The organism is Candidatus Zixiibacteriota bacterium (assembly GCA_026397505.1).
Classification (GTDB): Bacteria; Zixibacteria; MSB-5A5; order GN15; family PGXB01; genus JAPLUR01.
The window spans coordinates 1-16,302 of the sequence record JAPLUR010000125.1 but is presented as its reverse complement, the minus strand read 5'-3'; the positions used below and the strand labels follow the sequence as shown (position 1 = coordinate 16,302).

The 16,302-nt window shown below is 48.6% G+C and carries 14 protein-coding genes; 5 read left to right on the top strand and 9 right to left on the bottom strand.

Annotated elements, in window-relative coordinates:
* Positions 1–151: 151 nt before the first annotated feature.
* Positions 152–1,009: a C-GCAxxG-C-C family protein gene (locus tag NT002_13125; protein ID MCX6830201.1), complete on the top strand. Its 858-nt coding sequence runs from the start codon at positions 152–154 to the stop codon at positions 1,007–1,009.
* 258 nt (positions 1,010–1,267) lie between these two features.
* Positions 1,268–2,131, top strand: a complete 864-nt coding sequence (locus tag NT002_13120; GenBank protein MCX6830200.1) for an MBL fold metallo-hydrolase — start codon at positions 1,268–1,270, stop codon at positions 2,129–2,131.
* A gap of 688 nt (positions 2,132–2,819) precedes the next feature.
* Here the strand turns inward: NT002_13120 and NT002_13115 are convergent.
* From NT002_13115 to NT002_13075, 9 genes are all read right to left on the bottom strand, one after another.
* Positions 2,820–3,893 (bottom strand): Wzz/FepE/Etk N-terminal domain-containing protein, encoded by a 1,074-nt coding sequence (locus NT002_13115; protein MCX6830199.1) that lies wholly within the window; start codon positions 3,891–3,893, stop codon positions 2,820–2,822.
* Positions 3,883–5,064, bottom strand: coding sequence for a glycosyltransferase family 4 protein (locus NT002_13110; GenBank protein MCX6830198.1), 1,182 nt, complete (start codon positions 5,062–5,064; stop codon positions 3,883–3,885). The genes NT002_13115 and NT002_13110 overlap by 11 nt, the downstream gene beginning before the upstream one ends.
* Entirely contained in the window at positions 5,061–6,389 is a 1,329-nt protein-coding gene (locus tag NT002_13105) for a glycosyltransferase family 4 protein (protein ID MCX6830197.1), read from the bottom strand. Before NT002_13105 ends, NT002_13110 begins: the two co-directional genes overlap by 4 nt.
* A 274-nt stretch (positions 6,390–6,663) precedes the next feature.
* Positions 6,664–7,905 carry a hypothetical protein gene (locus NT002_13100; GenBank protein ID MCX6830196.1) on the bottom strand — a complete coding sequence of 414 codons (1,242 nt, stop codon included), beginning with the start codon at positions 7,903–7,905 and terminating at the stop codon, positions 6,664–6,666.
* Positions 7,892–8,959, bottom strand: coding sequence for a glycosyltransferase family 2 protein (locus NT002_13095; GenBank protein MCX6830195.1), 1,068 nt, complete (start codon positions 8,957–8,959; stop codon positions 7,892–7,894). The genes NT002_13100 and NT002_13095 overlap by 14 nt, the downstream gene beginning before the upstream one ends.
* Positions 8,960–8,974: 15 nt before the next feature.
* The gene (locus NT002_13090) at positions 8,975–10,207 is read right to left on the bottom strand and encodes a Coenzyme F420 hydrogenase/dehydrogenase, beta subunit C-terminal domain (protein ID MCX6830194.1); all 1,233 of its coding nucleotides are present in this window, start codon (positions 10,205–10,207) and stop codon (positions 8,975–8,977) included.
* Positions 10,208–10,209: 2 nt separating this feature from the next.
* The gene (locus NT002_13085; GenBank protein ID MCX6830193.1) at positions 10,210–11,388 is read right to left on the bottom strand and encodes a polysaccharide pyruvyl transferase family protein; all 1,179 of its coding nucleotides are present in this window, start codon (positions 11,386–11,388) and stop codon (positions 10,210–10,212) included.
* Positions 11,375–11,734: a hypothetical protein gene (locus tag NT002_13080; protein MCX6830192.1), complete on the bottom strand. Its 360-nt coding sequence runs from the start codon at positions 11,732–11,734 to the stop codon at positions 11,375–11,377. Before NT002_13080 ends, NT002_13085 begins: the two co-directional genes overlap by 14 nt.
* 142 nt (positions 11,735–11,876) lie before the next feature.
* Positions 11,877–12,746, bottom strand: coding sequence for a tetratricopeptide repeat protein (locus tag NT002_13075; protein MCX6830191.1), 870 nt, complete (start codon positions 12,744–12,746; stop codon positions 11,877–11,879).
* A 43-nt stretch (positions 12,747–12,789) separates the two neighbouring features.
* On the opposite strand from NT002_13075, the gene NT002_13070 reads away from it, so the two are divergent.
* The 3 genes from NT002_13070 (at position 12,790) to NT002_13060 (ending at position 16,165) form a co-directional block, all read left to right on the top strand.
* A complete protein-coding gene (locus NT002_13070) occupies positions 12,790–14,346 on the top strand; it encodes a hypothetical protein (protein MCX6830190.1) in 1,557 nt (518 codons plus the stop codon).
* 99 nt (positions 14,347–14,445) lie between these two features.
* A complete protein-coding gene (locus tag NT002_13065; GenBank protein ID MCX6830189.1) occupies positions 14,446–15,387 on the top strand; it encodes a metal ABC transporter substrate-binding protein in 942 nt (313 codons plus the stop codon).
* Between the two features lie 10 nt (positions 15,388–15,397).
* A complete protein-coding gene (locus NT002_13060; protein MCX6830188.1) occupies positions 15,398–16,165 on the top strand; it encodes a metal ABC transporter ATP-binding protein in 768 nt (255 codons plus the stop codon).
* Positions 16,166–16,302 lie beyond the last annotated feature (137 nt).

Below are 16,302 nucleotides of genomic sequence, written 5' to 3'. Positions count from 1 at the left end.
CCTGTGGCGGGACGTGGGACTGCGTGATTTATCACAGATGATTGATGTATGATGAACTTAAACAAATCGTTACTGTCTCCCAGCAAGATGGGGGTCGCCGGTTTGGGGCCAGGTATCGACATACGGGACATGAAAAACACACGGAGACTACATGAGCAAAGCCAATAGCGGTATATCATCGCTGGGAACAGTCGGTACGTTTATTAAGAGAGGGACATGTTCGGAGACGAGTTTCTGCGTCCTCAACCGTGCCTTTGATAACCCCCTGAAGGAAGAGGAGCAAGCCGCCATGCCCTTTGCGGGCGGAATCATGCAACATGGTTACCAATGTGGCCTGATTTGGGGCGCGACACTTGCCGCAGGGGCACAGGCGTATCATCTGCTTGGTGCGGGTCCGCATGCTGAGACTAAGGCAATCATTGCTGCAATAAGGCTCGTGGAGTCCTTCCGTGTTCTTAACAAGAATAATGTAAACTGCCTCGAAATAACTGAACTCGATAAGTCATCATCAACGATGCAGATGATTACTTACTTCCTCATAAAAGGCGGGACCATCGGCTGCTTTCGAAGGGCCGCGAAATATGCACATGCCGCATTCAGTGAGATAAATGCCGCCCTTTCCGATGAAGAGATCGAAACGCCCCCGGCTCCGGTAAGTTGCTCGGCAGTGTTGGCACAGAAGATGGGTGCATCACCCATGCATGCGACCATGGCAGCAGGATTAGCAGGCGGTATCGGTTTGAGTGGGGGTGCCTGCGGGGCATTGGGTGCAGCAATATGGATCAGCGGGGTCAACAGTCTAAAGAAACAAGGCGGTAAGATTAATTTCAAGGATCGCCGCGCCGCAGGTTTGATTGACCGATTTTTGAGATGCACCGACTATGAATTTGAATGTTCTAAAATTGTCGGGCGGAGGTTTAAGAATGTCGGCGACCATGCCGGATATTTATGTGGTGGAGGCTGCTCGAAAATCATTGAGGTGTTAGCTGCCAAAGGACCAACAGGATAGAGCATGGAAGGAAGAACAACCGTCTTTTGTGAGGTTATGTGATTTTTCACGAATGATTGACATATGATGAACTTAAACAAATCGTTACTGTCCCCCAGCAAGCTGGGGGTTGCCGGTTGAGACACTCAGGAGAGAGGTTCTAAAATGATTGCTGCGATCGAAATTTAGATTGATTTCAGCTTTCCAAAATTGTACCGTTTGATCATAGAGACATAGAGAAAGAAATACATTGAAACTTCGGAATCTAATGGAATTATTATGAAAAACCTTCTGTATGCAATCCTGATCGGCCTTTTCCCGGTGATATCGGATTGCGCCGGTTACCATGAAAATTCGCCTCTGGCCGTGACTTATGTGGCCAATGAAGGATTTTTGATTGAGTGCGAGAATAAGAAAATCCTGATTGATGCACTGTTCGGAGGAAAAGCTCAGCCCTATTTTATACCGTCGGACAGTATTGTGGAGCTGATGAAAGCGGCGCAGTCGCCATTCGATAACATCGACCTGATTGCCGTCACCCATGCTCATATGGACCATTTCAATCCTCAAATTGTCGCTGCACACATGAAGCATAATCCACGGGCGATTCTTGTTTGTCCGCCTCAGGTCGGGGAGAAGCTGGAGTCCGCCGCAGATTATTCCGCGATAAAAGACCGCATCCGGGCAGTCTGGTCGCCGTCCGATTCGGCCATATCCACTGAAATCGCCGGAATGAAGCTGAGGATTTTTCCGGGCCGGCATGGCGCCTACTATGAGCTGGATAGCCTAACGGGTCAAAGTGTCGATATTCATCGCAATGTACAGCATCTGGAGTATCTATTTTCCATTGGCAATCGAGCGTCATATCATTGCGGTGATGCGCCCATGAATGACATGAAAAGATATCAATCATACACTCTTGAGCGGGATAGTATCGATGTCGCATGTGTCCAATGGTGGGACGCCAAAGAAGCTCTTAGCTTCCGTCAAAAGCTGATAAAGGACATCCTGAGACCGGATCGAGTCATTCTTATGCACCTTGCGCCGGCCAGACCGCCGCGCGGAAATCCGGAGCGGCAGACGGTAGTGGCAAAAGAGGTCATTGTCCCGCGCCGATCGATGGAAAAATGGATTTTCCATTGAGAGAGATTAATGCTCTATGAACGGATAATCAGCGTTCCGGATTCCAAACAATCGCAAATATCCGATCGCGACATGGTGTAAGTCATTATTCCACAATTCGATGCGGCCGCCTTGCCCCCCCTCCATTAGAATGGGGGAGGTGTCCAATTCCCCGAACATAGAAAGAAATGTCTACCTTACTCTGGTGGGGGGCGTTCGATGTACTCATCAAAGCCGGCCGGAATTCCCTCTGTGAATACTCAGATAAGTTCAGTAGGTCGGGTTTCGAAAAAGTGAACGAAGTGAACGAGGGAGAAACCCGACAAATTGATTTAATATGAAATCATTGCGCCGGTATAATCTGACAAGTAGAAAATATTTTATAACTGCGGTTACTCTAAAAAGGGCGCCAATTGTCCTGGAGAACCGTTCCCTTTTTTTGTCATGTTGGATTGATATCAAACCGGGTAACCCACAGCTTCTTCAACAAGCCCATTCGTCGGGGGTTCCGCCCCACTTTTGTCAACAGATGAGGAGATCAGGAAAGAACGGTGCGGGGGCATATCCTTCGATATGATCGGGAGAGAAGAGCCGCGCGCAACTCCAAAGCGGATGGTGAATTTGGAGAGTGAAGATGGTCAAGACCAGAGTCCCACTCCTGGCCTCTTTCATTGAATGACTTGGGGAGCAGCTACAAATTGGACATACCCTACGAAACAAACTCTTTTGCTCGTATATTTCGTCTCAAAAATGGAAGAGCATCTTTCAGGTCGGAGCCAAGAGACCGCCATTCCTGATTGCTGAAATCGTCTTTGTTCTTCTTGAGACTATCCGCGATAAACAGGCAGAAGAAGGTTATGAAGAAGGCCGCTGTTCCCGAAAAGATAATACTCAGCGCTCGCGGCGGGCCGGATTTCAGAATTGGAAGCGAAGGATTGTCGAGTAGAATTACCACGGGAACATCTTTCTGAGTCTCCAGCTTGGCTAATTCATGCTGTTCCTGCAGGAACAAATAGGCCCGCGTTTTGATTTCAATATCCCGTTTCAACTGCATGATTGTTTTCTGTATTTCCGGATCGCTGCTATTATCCCAGTCGCGGTTTACATTTTGAAATTCCTCGAGTTTTTCCTCGGCAGCTTTTAATTCACTTTCCCGCCCGGCCAGTTCGCGCGCCAGATACCGCTCATTGTTTCGGGCCTGGGAGCGACGCTTATAAAGGTTGAAATTATCCAGTTCGGTCAGCATCTGGCTCAAAACCGCCTGCGACAATTCCGGAAATTTTGTCTCCACGGAAATCTTTATCAATCCGGTCTTCTTATCCATATAGACCGAAGTGATCTTATCGAATTCTCGTTTCAGGAGTTCGGGATTATCCTCGCCAAAATATTTTTTGAAACTGAGAGATGTTGGTTGGGAGTCATGCGTGAAAGTATACTCCTTGTCGAATACTCCCTCTTTTATCTGATTCGATTTGAGAATTTCGGGGAACAGCAATGAGGAGTTCTCTTCACTGATAGACGGAAAATTCCCCATTCCGGTCAGCTCTTTGAGAGCGGACAATTTATCGCTTTTGCCCGATGGCAGAATGGAGGCGGTCGACATATACTTGTTGGGAATGAGAAACATGATTAATGCCGTCAGGATCATTACCGTACCGACCGTGATGGCCAGAAGCATCCGTTTCCTGATAAGAAGTCGCGCCAGTTCGAAAAGGCTGATCGTGTTTGAATGCTTTTTCTCGGGCTCGGGAGCCGCATTCTTGAGAGTAATTCTATTCTGCATAATTTCCCACTTTCATAGACTCACGCCCTGCGGCAGCCGCCTCAGTATACTCACTCTCCGAACGGGCATGTGCGCGGATACACTCATAAACATGGTCGCGGAATTCTTTGTGGAATCGCTCGGTCGAGAATCGAAAGGCAGCCTGACGAATTTCCGCCGGATCAAGACTATCTTTCATCCCTTCGAAACGATTGACCGCTTCGATAAGATCGCCTATTTCCTGGGCGTCAAAGAAAACGCCGGTTTTATTCTCAATCACGGTTTCGAGCGAACCGCCACGACCATATGCTATCACCGGGGTACCGCAGGCTTGAGCTTCAACGGTGGCGATACCGAAAGGCTCGACCGAGGCAAATACAAAGGCTCTGGCCCGGGAAAGGTAATGCATGACCACCGGCGGCGTCTGGTACCCGAGAAATTTAATATTATCGGCGGCCAACTTCTTTATCCGGGACAACTCGGGGCCATCACCGATGACGATCAGCTTCTTATCCGGCATGCGTGAGAAGGCGGAGACGATCAGATCAATTCTTTTGATCGGAACCATCCGTGCCACGGTGATATAATAATCCTCTTTAATTTCCGAAAATCTGGCCTGCTCCAGATTGACCGGGGGATGGATAATCCGGGCCGTACGCCCGTAAAGCTTCCGTATCTGGCGAGCCATATATCCTGAATTGGCGATGAAGTAATCGACGCGATGGGCGCTGGCCACATCCCAGTTTCTGATATAGTGTAAGAACAGCCTGGCCAGGTAGCCTTTCAGCCCCGAGCGGAGACCGGTCTTATTCAGATACTGATGATACATATTCCAGGCGTAAGTCATGATACCGTTGAAATAACTGATATGAATCTGATCTGGTCCGGTTATTACGCCCTTGGCAACGGCGTGCGATGAAGAGATCACCAGGTCGTAGCCGGAAAGATCGAATTGTTCTACGGCCAGAGGCATCAAGGGCAGATAGCTGCGATATTTGGTTCTGGCTATGGGAAGTTTCTGTATGAATGAGGTCGTGACCTTCCGGCTGCCAAGGAAATGCCGTTGCCCCGCCGGAAGAAAATCGCAGAGGGCAAAAAGATCGGCTTCAGGAAAGAGCGCCAGTATCTGTTCCAATACATGTTCGGCGCCGCCGTAGGTCACCAACCAATCATGAACTATTGCCGTCTTCATGCCGGGACCCTCTTCATTAACGGGGACAGGAAACTCTCCAGAATCTGACGATGGTTGTAGTTTTTTCTCAAATTTTCCTGCGCCGAACGAACCAGTTCATTCCTTCTATGACGATTGGAGAGAAGCTCCCTGATATCCTGAGCAAAAAGCTTTGGGTCATTTTCGACCATTATGTCTATTCCGTTGACCAGGCCGGTACCCTGATTGCCGACCGTGGTGGTGACAACCGGAAGCCCATTCTGGATGGCGTCGATATTCTTAATCTTAACTCCGGCACCATGAAGCATCGAATTGACAAAAACCGCACTCTGATTGTACAACGGGGTGATATCTTCCGGTGAATCAAAGACCTTGATATTGGCATGACTCTGAGCCAGAGAATGAAGCCAATCGATATTTCCCTCACGGCTGTTGCCGGCGGCCAAAAACTGATAATCCTTGATATCCGAAAGAAACGGGTGCACTTTTTCAATATACCATTTGAGCGCCTCCCGGTTATTGGCCATGAACAGCGATCCGACAAAGAGCACCGTCCTGGAATCGGCGTGGTTCATCCTCAATTTATTCTGTTCAATCGGCGCCGGCAAAATGGCAGCATTCGATTCCGGGTATTTCCGCCGGTGTGATTCATACTCACTACTGGAAATGAAGAGCATGTTCCTGACCCGGCGGTAGAGCCTGGATTCAATCAAATGGAATTTGAATGACTCCAGAAGGTAATATAATTTCTCGAATCCCCAACCAACCGATCCGGCTAGTTCCCGGAAATAACTTGATTCGTGATTCTGGATTCTCAGTACCGCCTGGCTGGCTTTCAGTGCCGGATTATCCAGAATTGGATAAACAAATTCGCTTTCCAGGAGGACAAGGTCATATTCATCGGATAATGCAACTGTCCGCAATGAATCACGGCATTTGATCTGGTAGGGGATAAAGGAGAAATGGTCCGAAATCTTCCGTTCACGGTTAACTATAGTCACACTTCGCACATACCGGTAAACCTCTGCAAGATGTTCCGGTTTGGGTTCCTGTTTGGTCGTGGCGACAAGGTCGATTTTATGACCAATCTTATTCAGGGTTTTTATTCTATTCCAGATATCTGAACGGCCGCCGTGGTCAGGCGGAAAGGGGAAATCAGGGGCCACTACCAGAATAGTCCCGTGTCGCGGGAAAGGCCGGGTATTCCCATTCCTCTTTCCTGAAAACCGGCCATATCGCGCCTCTGAGCCGCCCATTCGGTTTCGAGCGCGGTTGTAACTTGTTGTTCTGCTTTTTGTTGTTGGTCTTTCCATGACCGCGGTGGGTGAATCAATTTGCTTCGGCATCCGACAATCCCTTGTCAAGTTTTGCATCCATGCAAAATTATTTTTTAATTTCTGTTCAAAAATATAGCAATCACCATGCGCGCATGTATCTCTAAGATTTACAAGGGATTAGAGAAAACTTGGGCCCGGCAACCCGGAAACTTATGCCCTTTCAGGCGGCCAATCTTTCCTCTTCTTTTTCCGGGCGCTTGCAATGGGGGGAGAAAAGACATGTCCGGGTTTTGACAGAAATTCAAAGGTAGGGAATTTTATACGGCAGTATTTCATCCAGCCATTAGGCAGGCCGGTTCCCCTGCCCGACTTCGCGAAAAGCCAATCCATAGACAAGGGCGAAACTGTAAATCCCGACCCCGCCTACATAGGTAGTCAGGGCAACTAGTGAGAAAAGGACTGCAGCATAAAGGTAAAGCGAGTTGTCCTTTCTCAGAAAGACCAGAAGCTTCCGGTGAAAAAGGATAAAAATCACCAGAAATGGAAGTCCAAAATATAAAAGGTTGTCAAAAAAGAAAGTCTTGGTGCTTATGTTGATATCACTGTCGGCTCCTACGTAAGAGAGCAGTTCGGTGAAATTGAATGTGCCTCCGGCTGCCCGGCTCAAGTAATCGACCGCAAGGGGAGCATATTTGTTGATGGCCGGAAGAAATCCGGAAAAGCCGACCCCCAGAGGATTGTAAAACATGGTTACTACTGAGGTGGCCATCAGGCCTGTCCGGGTCGAGGTTGAGGTGTACAAGTCTATGTCGGAAACAAGTCTTGTCTCCAGCATGGTTATTGAAAAAAAGGCGGCGATGATAATTATGCCGATGAACAAAATTTTGAATCTTGTTTTCATTCCGGCCGCGCTCAGACTAACAATCGCGGCAGTCAGAAGAATGATAATCATACCTCCCTTAGAGTCGGAATAGAAAGTAATCAGCAGGACGCCTAGCAGAAAAATCGCTTTCGCCATCCAGGTTCTGGCATAATGAGCTGAGAGAAGACCCAGCGTGATGATTGTCGCCGAAAGAGTGCTGCTTTCAAGCGAAAAGCCGCGCGGGCGCATATTACGATTCTCATGAAAATGAAAGAACGAGCCCGATCCAAGCGATTCCCAGCCAAGCAGATCGATCAAAACGACCCCGGCCACGGCGATCAGGAAGGCGGCATAAATATACTGCGGCAGGCGATGAGAATCATAATCAAGAAAAAATATCGGCAAAACCATAAGGCCGGTCAGAATCGAGAGATTAAACGACTTAAAAATCAGACTTGTCCCGTGCGACCGGGTGCCGAAGAGGACCAAGTAAACGACCGTGATAATAAATATGTACCCGACGATATAAACTAGACTGCGGCTTAACTGAAGCCCTTGGCCGTTAGTCATCCATTCGACAAAGATGATCAGAAGCAACAGCGAAATGGGAATGAATGACGGCGCCGCTCCCAGGAAACCAATCGGCAGGTTCTGGAGACTGGTGTCCTGAAAAGGAATCAGGGCAATTGTAAGAAAGAAAAGGAACTCCTTAATCGTTTTCATCGTACCGGCGGCTGGGATGAAGCAATATTTTGAATATCATCGGGATGCGATCCCACTGCTTTCTAAAAAGCCTATTTGCGATAACCACCAGAAAACTTAAATAAACAAAAGGCAGAGCCAAAGGGTAAAATTTCCTTGTGAAGATTATTCTATTCCTCTGCCCATAGAAATCGGCCATTTTTTTTCTTATCGCACCGCGCGAGCTGGAGCCGATACTTCGTCCCTCCTTATGATAAATAATACTTTCCGGGGCGTAAACCATTGCAAACTTACCTTCGGCACGGGTGACCCAGTCGAGCTCCTCATAATAAAGGAAATAATCCTCGCTCATCAGCCCCACCTCAGCAAGAAACGCTTTCGAAATCAGCATGGAGGAACCGCAGACATAAGCAGTTTTTCGCTCGATTTTATCCAAGTCAAAGCCGTTGGCGGCCGATTCAAAGACCCCGATATGCCGGCTGGTGGCGAGCCACCGGTTATAGGTGGCGCCTCCGCGCACCTGTGTTATCCCCGGGCGATGATAGTAGAGCGAAGTCGATCCACAGATGCCCGACTTTGGACGGGCCCCCAAGCGAGAAACCATGTGGTTCAGCGCCGACGGCTCCACAACGGTGTCATTATTTAACAGCCAGATATATTTGAAGTCATTTTTCTTCAAGGCGTAGCGCAATCCGATATTATTGCCGCCCGCATACCCCAGATTGGCGCCGGAGTGAATCAAGACAATTTGTCTGCCGGCAGAGTTTCTTGTCAATACCTGGTTGCCGCCCGATTCTGCTTCGGCGCGGTTATATTCAATCAATCGAATTGGTTTAGGACAAGGAGGGAAGCTCATTTGCCTGAGCCTATTTCGGTTGTCTCTCCAGATATTCACTCCCCCCATAGCCCAGAGGCGGAACTTCTCTATCGAGTTGTCCGGGGAAGCATTATCAATCAGAATAATCTCATAGTTATCATGATTCAGCCGCAGAAGACTTTCCAGGCACTCGATAGTGTCATTCCAACGGCCATAGTTCAGAACTATAATATAGACCTTAGGATTGAGAGCTATCACTTGCGATAATACCGATTACAGGTTTCTCTTTTTACCATATCGAAGCTGCAATGAGCGTCGGAACATTCCCAAAAAGCTCCGCGTGTTTAAAATGATCCCCGCCGATGGTTTGATATTGCCCAGTCCCAGACCGGAGTACCGCGGCACTGGGAGGAAGAGCGTTTCCATGGCGAGAAGGCGCGACCGGACAAGCCTTTTTCGCATCGCATGAAAGGGCTGAATCTTTACAAGATCGTTCCTGTCATATTCTGAGGCAATCAGCACGCCTTTCTTGATACACTCGGTGACAAGATTTTCGCCCATGTCGGTTCTGGCGAGAATCAGGCTGCGGCCTTCGTTTTCTTCAAAATCGGGACGACCGTTCCTGATATTCCAGGCGTCGCCGCATGTGATATCGGCAAATTCGCCGGTGCCGTCCGGGCAGATCTTGCATCGGGTCTGGAGATATCGATTTAATATACTTCCCCAGGATTGCTCATAAGTCAATTCGCGAGAGGTACCGTCATCGAGTTCCGCCCGGGCCCGTCCCGGCCAACCATTTCCCCGATATGTGAATCTACGCAACTGCTTCTTAGAAACTCCCATTGCCTTCAGTATTTCGATTGCCCCCTTCAGGCTCGGCACGCCCGCGCAGAAAAATGAGATCATGCACTTGATCTTCTTGTCGATCAAAGGTTCATGGCGTGAAAAAAGGCGGAGTGCCGAGATATCACATGGTTTACCGACAATAGCCAATTGCCCAGGTAGTTCCAGATACTCTCGGAGGTTTGCCAGAAGAGCCGATGGCGCATAGCGGGAACCGCAATTGACAATGACATCATCATAGGTTTCCGATATGCTGGTGACATTCGCGATGGGATCAGTTTCGGATGCACCGACATGCAGCACGGAATTAATATATTTTGACTCCAATAAATGGATAAGAATGGCTGTGATAGCACCGCCGGATGAAGCACGGAAACGGATTTCCGGCTGGGAGGCATATCCGACACGAAGGGAGCGGATTGTTCCCCAGAGGGGATCATAAAGAGTCGTCTTGATTTCGTGGGATACTGTCAGACCCGGGCAAACCCGGGCAATCAGGCCAGCCGTATCAGAATCAAGGGGCTTTCTTAGGCGGGGACGCAGGAATCCGGACTCATCGATTGCTATTTCGATATAATCATCTCCGGCCAGCGAACGGCACAGCCCGCATCCGCAGCAAAGATCCCCTTTGGCTATTTTGTCCATTTCTCTGGAGATAGACATCGCTAATCCAAAATTAAATTCTCACGATGGCTGTTGTAGCGAATCAGCTCTTCGTGAATAATCTTTCTTCGATCAAATATATTGATTATGGCGGCTATGGTGTCATCGATTTTCCCAGGCGATAACCCACGGATATTTAAGGCACAATCCTTTTGCCCGAACATATCAAACGTGCCTTCGAACTTGTAACTGTAAGCCAGCCCCACTGTCGGCACGGAACGTGACAGCCCGGCCAGACATGCATGCATGCGTGATCCGACAAAAAAGTCGGTCTGGCCGATTATTCCTTTCAATTCCTGTGCATCCCATTCCTGATTGAGGCAGGAAACACTGCCGCTTCCCAGGGCGGCCGCAATCTCCTTTATGGCACGCAGATCATCTTCCCCAATCCAGCCGATCGTGCTGTATGTGTGAGGTATGAGAAGTACGTTATGTTCAAGTTTGATAAATTTCTTAATCAGGTTCTTTAATAACTCCCCGTAATGCTCGAAACCTTTTTCAGCCGGACCATAAAGACGATAGTAGAGCAGCCCGTTGACATTGATTCCGACAGTATGCGGTGAGAGAGCATAAGCGGTTTCTTTTGGATCAATATAAATTGAAACATCGGCAGCTTTCTTATAAGAGCATTGCCATTCATCAAGAAGATCCGCACTCTTAATACCGCGGACATAGATACGGTCGACTCGTTTAATAATATATTTCCCGATAATTCGCCCCGCGCGAGTGCTGAATGGGCCGATTGTCTGGGGAAGGAAAGTGAGATTCCTTCCGGCCAGAAGGACGGCAGCTACGCAGAGTACCTGGCTGAATAGTCTTCTGAAGCCGTAAATGTCACTGAAACTATCACCCTCGTTAGCGGCAAAGACTCTCTCAGCGTCGAGAATAAGTCGTGCTAATGGGGAGCGCGGTTGATGCCCCAGAATCCTCTTTAGGGTCAGCGCCATAAGGGCACGGATAAGTGCATACTTTGAATAGGCATGGATGGTCACTTCCATTGGGCTGCCATCGATCATAACCTCTGCATAATGTACCTTCTTTGAGGATGACAGCTGCGCCACCCGGATTGGAATTTCCCGAAATGACCTTACCAATAATGTGATGGCGCCTATCCCCAACGCATTAACACCTCGATTGGGAGAATCCAGGGCGATACCCAGAAGAAGGTTATAACTTCCCATGATTTAGAGCTTTCTGCCATTCGGCGCCTAATGGCATCGGATTGTATTCCTGTATGATAAAAATCAGAGTCTCGGAAAGTAATATCATGGACAGGAAAAGATTAATCTGCGGGACAAAAAACTGGGTAATGGTCGCTGTCCCGAATTTTCCCGGATTCAGCACCCGGACTGCATAGGGAACGTTTATGAGGGGCGGAATATGGCGGGCTCCCTGAAGCAAGCTCAGAGAGAGAAAATTCTCCATCAGCCTTTTCCTGTCGCCTTTGTTTTTCCCGGCGGATGAATTAAGCCCTTGCGAAATCTGACGGGTATCGGCCCCGTCGTGCTGTCTGTCTGCTTCTGCCATTAGGTCAGAATCAAAATCCCTTTAAAAAGCAAGTTGTCAATTCATCGACAATCCGTATTACGGCATTATCCTTATGCCGCGATACGGAAAATCCTGCCGTATCCCGGAAGGATTCCTTTTCTCCAATATATGAAAAAATTACTCAGCCGCCCCGTATTTCTTTCTCCAGGACTATTATTAGAGAATCGAGTTTATATGCCTTGGGAGTCTCTTTGAGGTATTTTTTATAAATCTGCAAGGCTTCCTTTTTCTTGTTCATATCTTTCCGTTCGGAGAGGAGATTGGCCAGATTAATCCAGATAGGGACATTATTGGGATTTACCGCCAGGCTCTTTCGCATGAATTCCTCGGCTTTATCCAATTCTTTCAGACTGATATAATTGACCGCGATATTGGCAAAAGATTCGGCCCTCGGCCCGAACAGCTGAATACTTCTGAAAAGAACGTCGTTGGATTCTTTGAATTGCCCCAACTGCGAAAGTGTCCCGGATAAATAGAGATAATACGATTTTTCATCGGGATTATCATTAATGAGAAGCTGATAATATTTGGAGGCCAGGTACAAATTTTCATTGCGATAGTTCAACTCAGCCAGAAGAGGCCAGTACATCTTTTCATTGTCGCCGGAGGCAATCATGAAAGCGATGGCGTTCAGAGAACCGTTATAATCCCCCGTCACGGCGCAGAGTTCGATCAATTCCTTGTTGATCGGCCGGTCGTTCGGGTAGAGCCGCTTGGCTCGCTTGAAATAAGTGACCGCAGAATCGGGAAGTGATGACTTCGCGAAAGCCATGCCGAGATTGTAGAGCACATCCCGGTCGGATGGTTTCAGGCGACTTGCCTCTTTCAGATTTTCGATGGCACGATTATACTCACCGCTACCTAACGCCTTTTCGCCGTCGGCTTTAAGAGCGGCAAAATCTCTCTTTTGACTTGAGCATTGAAAAAGGGAAAGGAATCCGGCCATAATCAGAAGGGCCAGAGACACTCTTACCGCAGAAATTGTTTTCATAGATTTATAATAGCCGATTCCTACTTGATTTTCAAGCCGGAATATGACATTTTTCACCGCCATGTTAAGAATCTCATTATTATCGGCGCTTTTGCTGGTCTGTCTCGGCTCCTCATTGACTCCGGCGGCCGGCGCGTCGGTCGCAGGTAACAGGCTGGCTGTCTATCTTTATCCCGTGAAAACATCCGATGAGTCCCGACCTTATGCGGAAAATATAAATGAATGTTTGAGTAATCATCTCGATTATTATCTATGGCGTAAAGGATGGGATTTCGAGTTTCTCAGGCCCGACAGCCGGAGAAAATCGGAGACGGCGATTCAACAACTCGATGCTGGCGCCTTTGATTATCTGCTCCATATCGAACCGGAGGCTGACATCAAGAGCATAAGGTTATCTTCCCGGCAGAATGAACCGACTCGATATGCGGGGCGCCTGCGCATAAAAGCGCATTTTTCGATTCGAAAACTGGGACCAACTGATTCCACTCTGGAGAATCGCTGGTTTGAAACCCGGGCTTCAGACTCCTGGATTGAAATGCCGGATAGTCTCGCGACTCAAGGAATGGCGATGGCCCCTGAACCGCCGGACTTTGTGGTGAAGCGTCTTCTCTCCAAGGCCCTGGCTTCCTTACCCTCTTTTACACGGAAACGATCAGCACTCTCCGAAAAAGTTCCTCTGTTCATCGTGGTGGATTCGCGCATCTTCAACGATTGGTGGAATCGGAGCGACAGCGATATAATCTACGCCACCGAATATGCATCACACTGCATGGAAAGGCAGATTGGATTCGGATTAGAAATCTGCGGGAAGAGCTATATAACCGCTCCAGAGGTCGGCTTTGCGAGAATCTCCGCTCTTTTCAAGGTCTTTTTGGAGAATCAGAGCCGGCGAATCGACACCTTAGTGGTCGGATTCTATCGCCCCAACGACATCGTGGAATTTTATCGAAACAGCGGGAATATCCAGATTGGAATATCCGAATTGGGTCGCCAGACTTCACTATTGGCGGAACTGCTCCCACCCAACAAAGAGACTTCGGAATGGAACGTTTTCCTCAACGGGCAGCTAATCTTGCATGAGATCGGGCATCTTCTGGGAGCCGTACATGTTTCCGATATTCAGTCGGTGATGACTCTTCGGACAGAATGGGTCTCATCAATTCGCTTCGATACCCTTAATCATTACCTCATCGCCAATGGATATAAAGATAAAGAACAGCTATCGGGAATAGCCAGGTACCTTGATTTTCTGGCCTCGGCGATAGAGACCACCGGCTACAAATTATCTGATTATCCGGCGGTTTTCTTCAGTTATCTCAATCTGAATCGAAGAGGGATAATGAACAACGATTTCGGGAAAGGGATATTCCGCGCTTCGATTCCTTATGCCGCCCGTGGATATATGCAATATATGGCCGGGAATCCGGCCTTCGCCGAGGAACTGTTTTATAAAGCTCTGGCCGGAGACCCCGGACAGGGTTCGATTCACTATTATCTCTCCGGAGTAACGAAAGGGGAAAGCTCTCTCTATCATCTAAGAAAGGCGGCTGAGATAGGTTATTACGAGGCGATTCTGGAGAGGCGCAGGATTTCGCGGTAATTCCTTTCCGAGAGGAACCCAACTATTTGTTTGCGGCCGGGATGGAGATAAGATAGATTGGGGAGTGATGCCGGGTCAATTTCTTATTATGGATATTATATGAAAAAGCGGTGCAGCATTATTACCACGGTGGCTGCCCTGTCGGCCCTTCTTCTTTCTCTGAGTGGTATCACGTCCGGTTCACCGGCTGGGCCTTCGGGGAAAGTCCAGATCGTAGCCACTTTTTTCCCCATCTATCTCTTTGTCGAAAATATAACATCCGGCATAAGCGACATTGAGGTCACGCTGCTTCTTCCGGCCGGCTACGGATGCCCCCATGATTTTTCGCTGGCCCCCGAAGATGTAAAGAAAGTCCATCAGGCAGACATTATTATTCAGGATGGTTTGGGGATGGAACCTTTTCTACCTGATCTGCTGAAGGCCGGTCGTCACGAGAAGAGAATAATAACCGCCTCCGATGGAATAGAGCCCATCATGGCGAAATTTCACGAAACAGGCGAGCATCTCCCTGATACCGGAACCTTTCGATACAACCCGCATATTTTTGCCTCCCCCCGGGAAGCCGCCCGAATGGTGGCCAATATTACCGCCTCGCTTGCGGAAATGCTTCCGGCCTATGCCGAAAAAATCAAGGAAAACGGTGACAATTACCGCGCCCGGCTGGAAAAGCTCTCCCGGGAATTTGCCGACTCCTTGAAAAATCTCAAAAACAACCGCGTCATTACGGTTCATGAGGTTTTTGAATATATGGGGCGTGATTACGGATTTGAGATTTTGGATATTATCGAAAAGGAAGCAGGACAGGAACCCTCGGCCCGCGAAATGATGAATTTAGCTCAAAAGATCCGAAGCGAAAAGCCGGCCGCTCTATTCAATGAGCCGCAGTACTTATCAAAAGTCGCCGGCGTACTGGGAAAAGAAACCAATCTGCCGGTATTTATGCTTGATCCGGTTGCCTCGGGGCCGCCCGATCCACCTCTTGATTATTATGAGAAAATAATGTCCGAGAATCTGAAAACTCTAATAAAGGCGCTGAAGTAGCGGAACGGTCATGGGTCCATCAGTTTATTTTCGTGATGTGACAGTCGTCGTTGAAGGGGTACAATTGCTCGACCGGGTCAATGCCGTCATCCCCGGCGGTTCGGTAACCGCTCTTATCGGACCCAACGGCGCCGGGAAAACAACACTTCTAAAAGTTCTTCTGGGGAAAAGACATTATACGGGCAATGTGGAATTCCGGGATAACGACGATAAAGAGGTTTCTCCTCGGTTCGGGTATGTGCCGCAAAGTATGGAATTCGATCGCGGACTCCCTATGACGGTGCTTGATTTCCTGGTGATGCCGTTTCAGAAGAGACCTCTCTGGCTCGGCCGCAATACCATCCATGTGAAGAAAGCCCTGGAGAATCTGGAGATTGTGGAAGCTGTCCATTTGTCCAACAGTCAAATCGGGAAACTTTCGGGCGGGGAACTGCAACGGGTGCTGCTGGCTTCGGCTCTTTTAGGCGACCCGAATCTTCTCCTTCTGGATGAGCCGGTATCCGGTATTGATATCGCCGGGGAAAAGCTTTTCTGCGATTTGCTCGATTCGATTCAGCATCGGAAGAATTTCACCATGGTGATAGTCAGCCACGACCTTTCCGTGGTCAGTAATCATGCCGACTATGTGATCTGCCTGAACAAGAGCCTGATCTGCCAGGGAAAGACTGAGGCGGTACTTACTCCGGAGAACCTTTTGGCCGTATTCGGACATCATACCGAAATTGTCAGCAGGCACGGCGGGGGGAAGGCTAATTCACCCGGGGAAAGCAGAGAGTGACAGGCATGGGTCTTTACGACAGTCTTTATGGATTGATTGGCGGAATTTTTCCTTATGAATGGGCGCATTCGACTTTTATATTGCGGGCTCTGATTGGCCTTCTGTTACTGACACCGCTCTGCGGAGCCATGGGGATA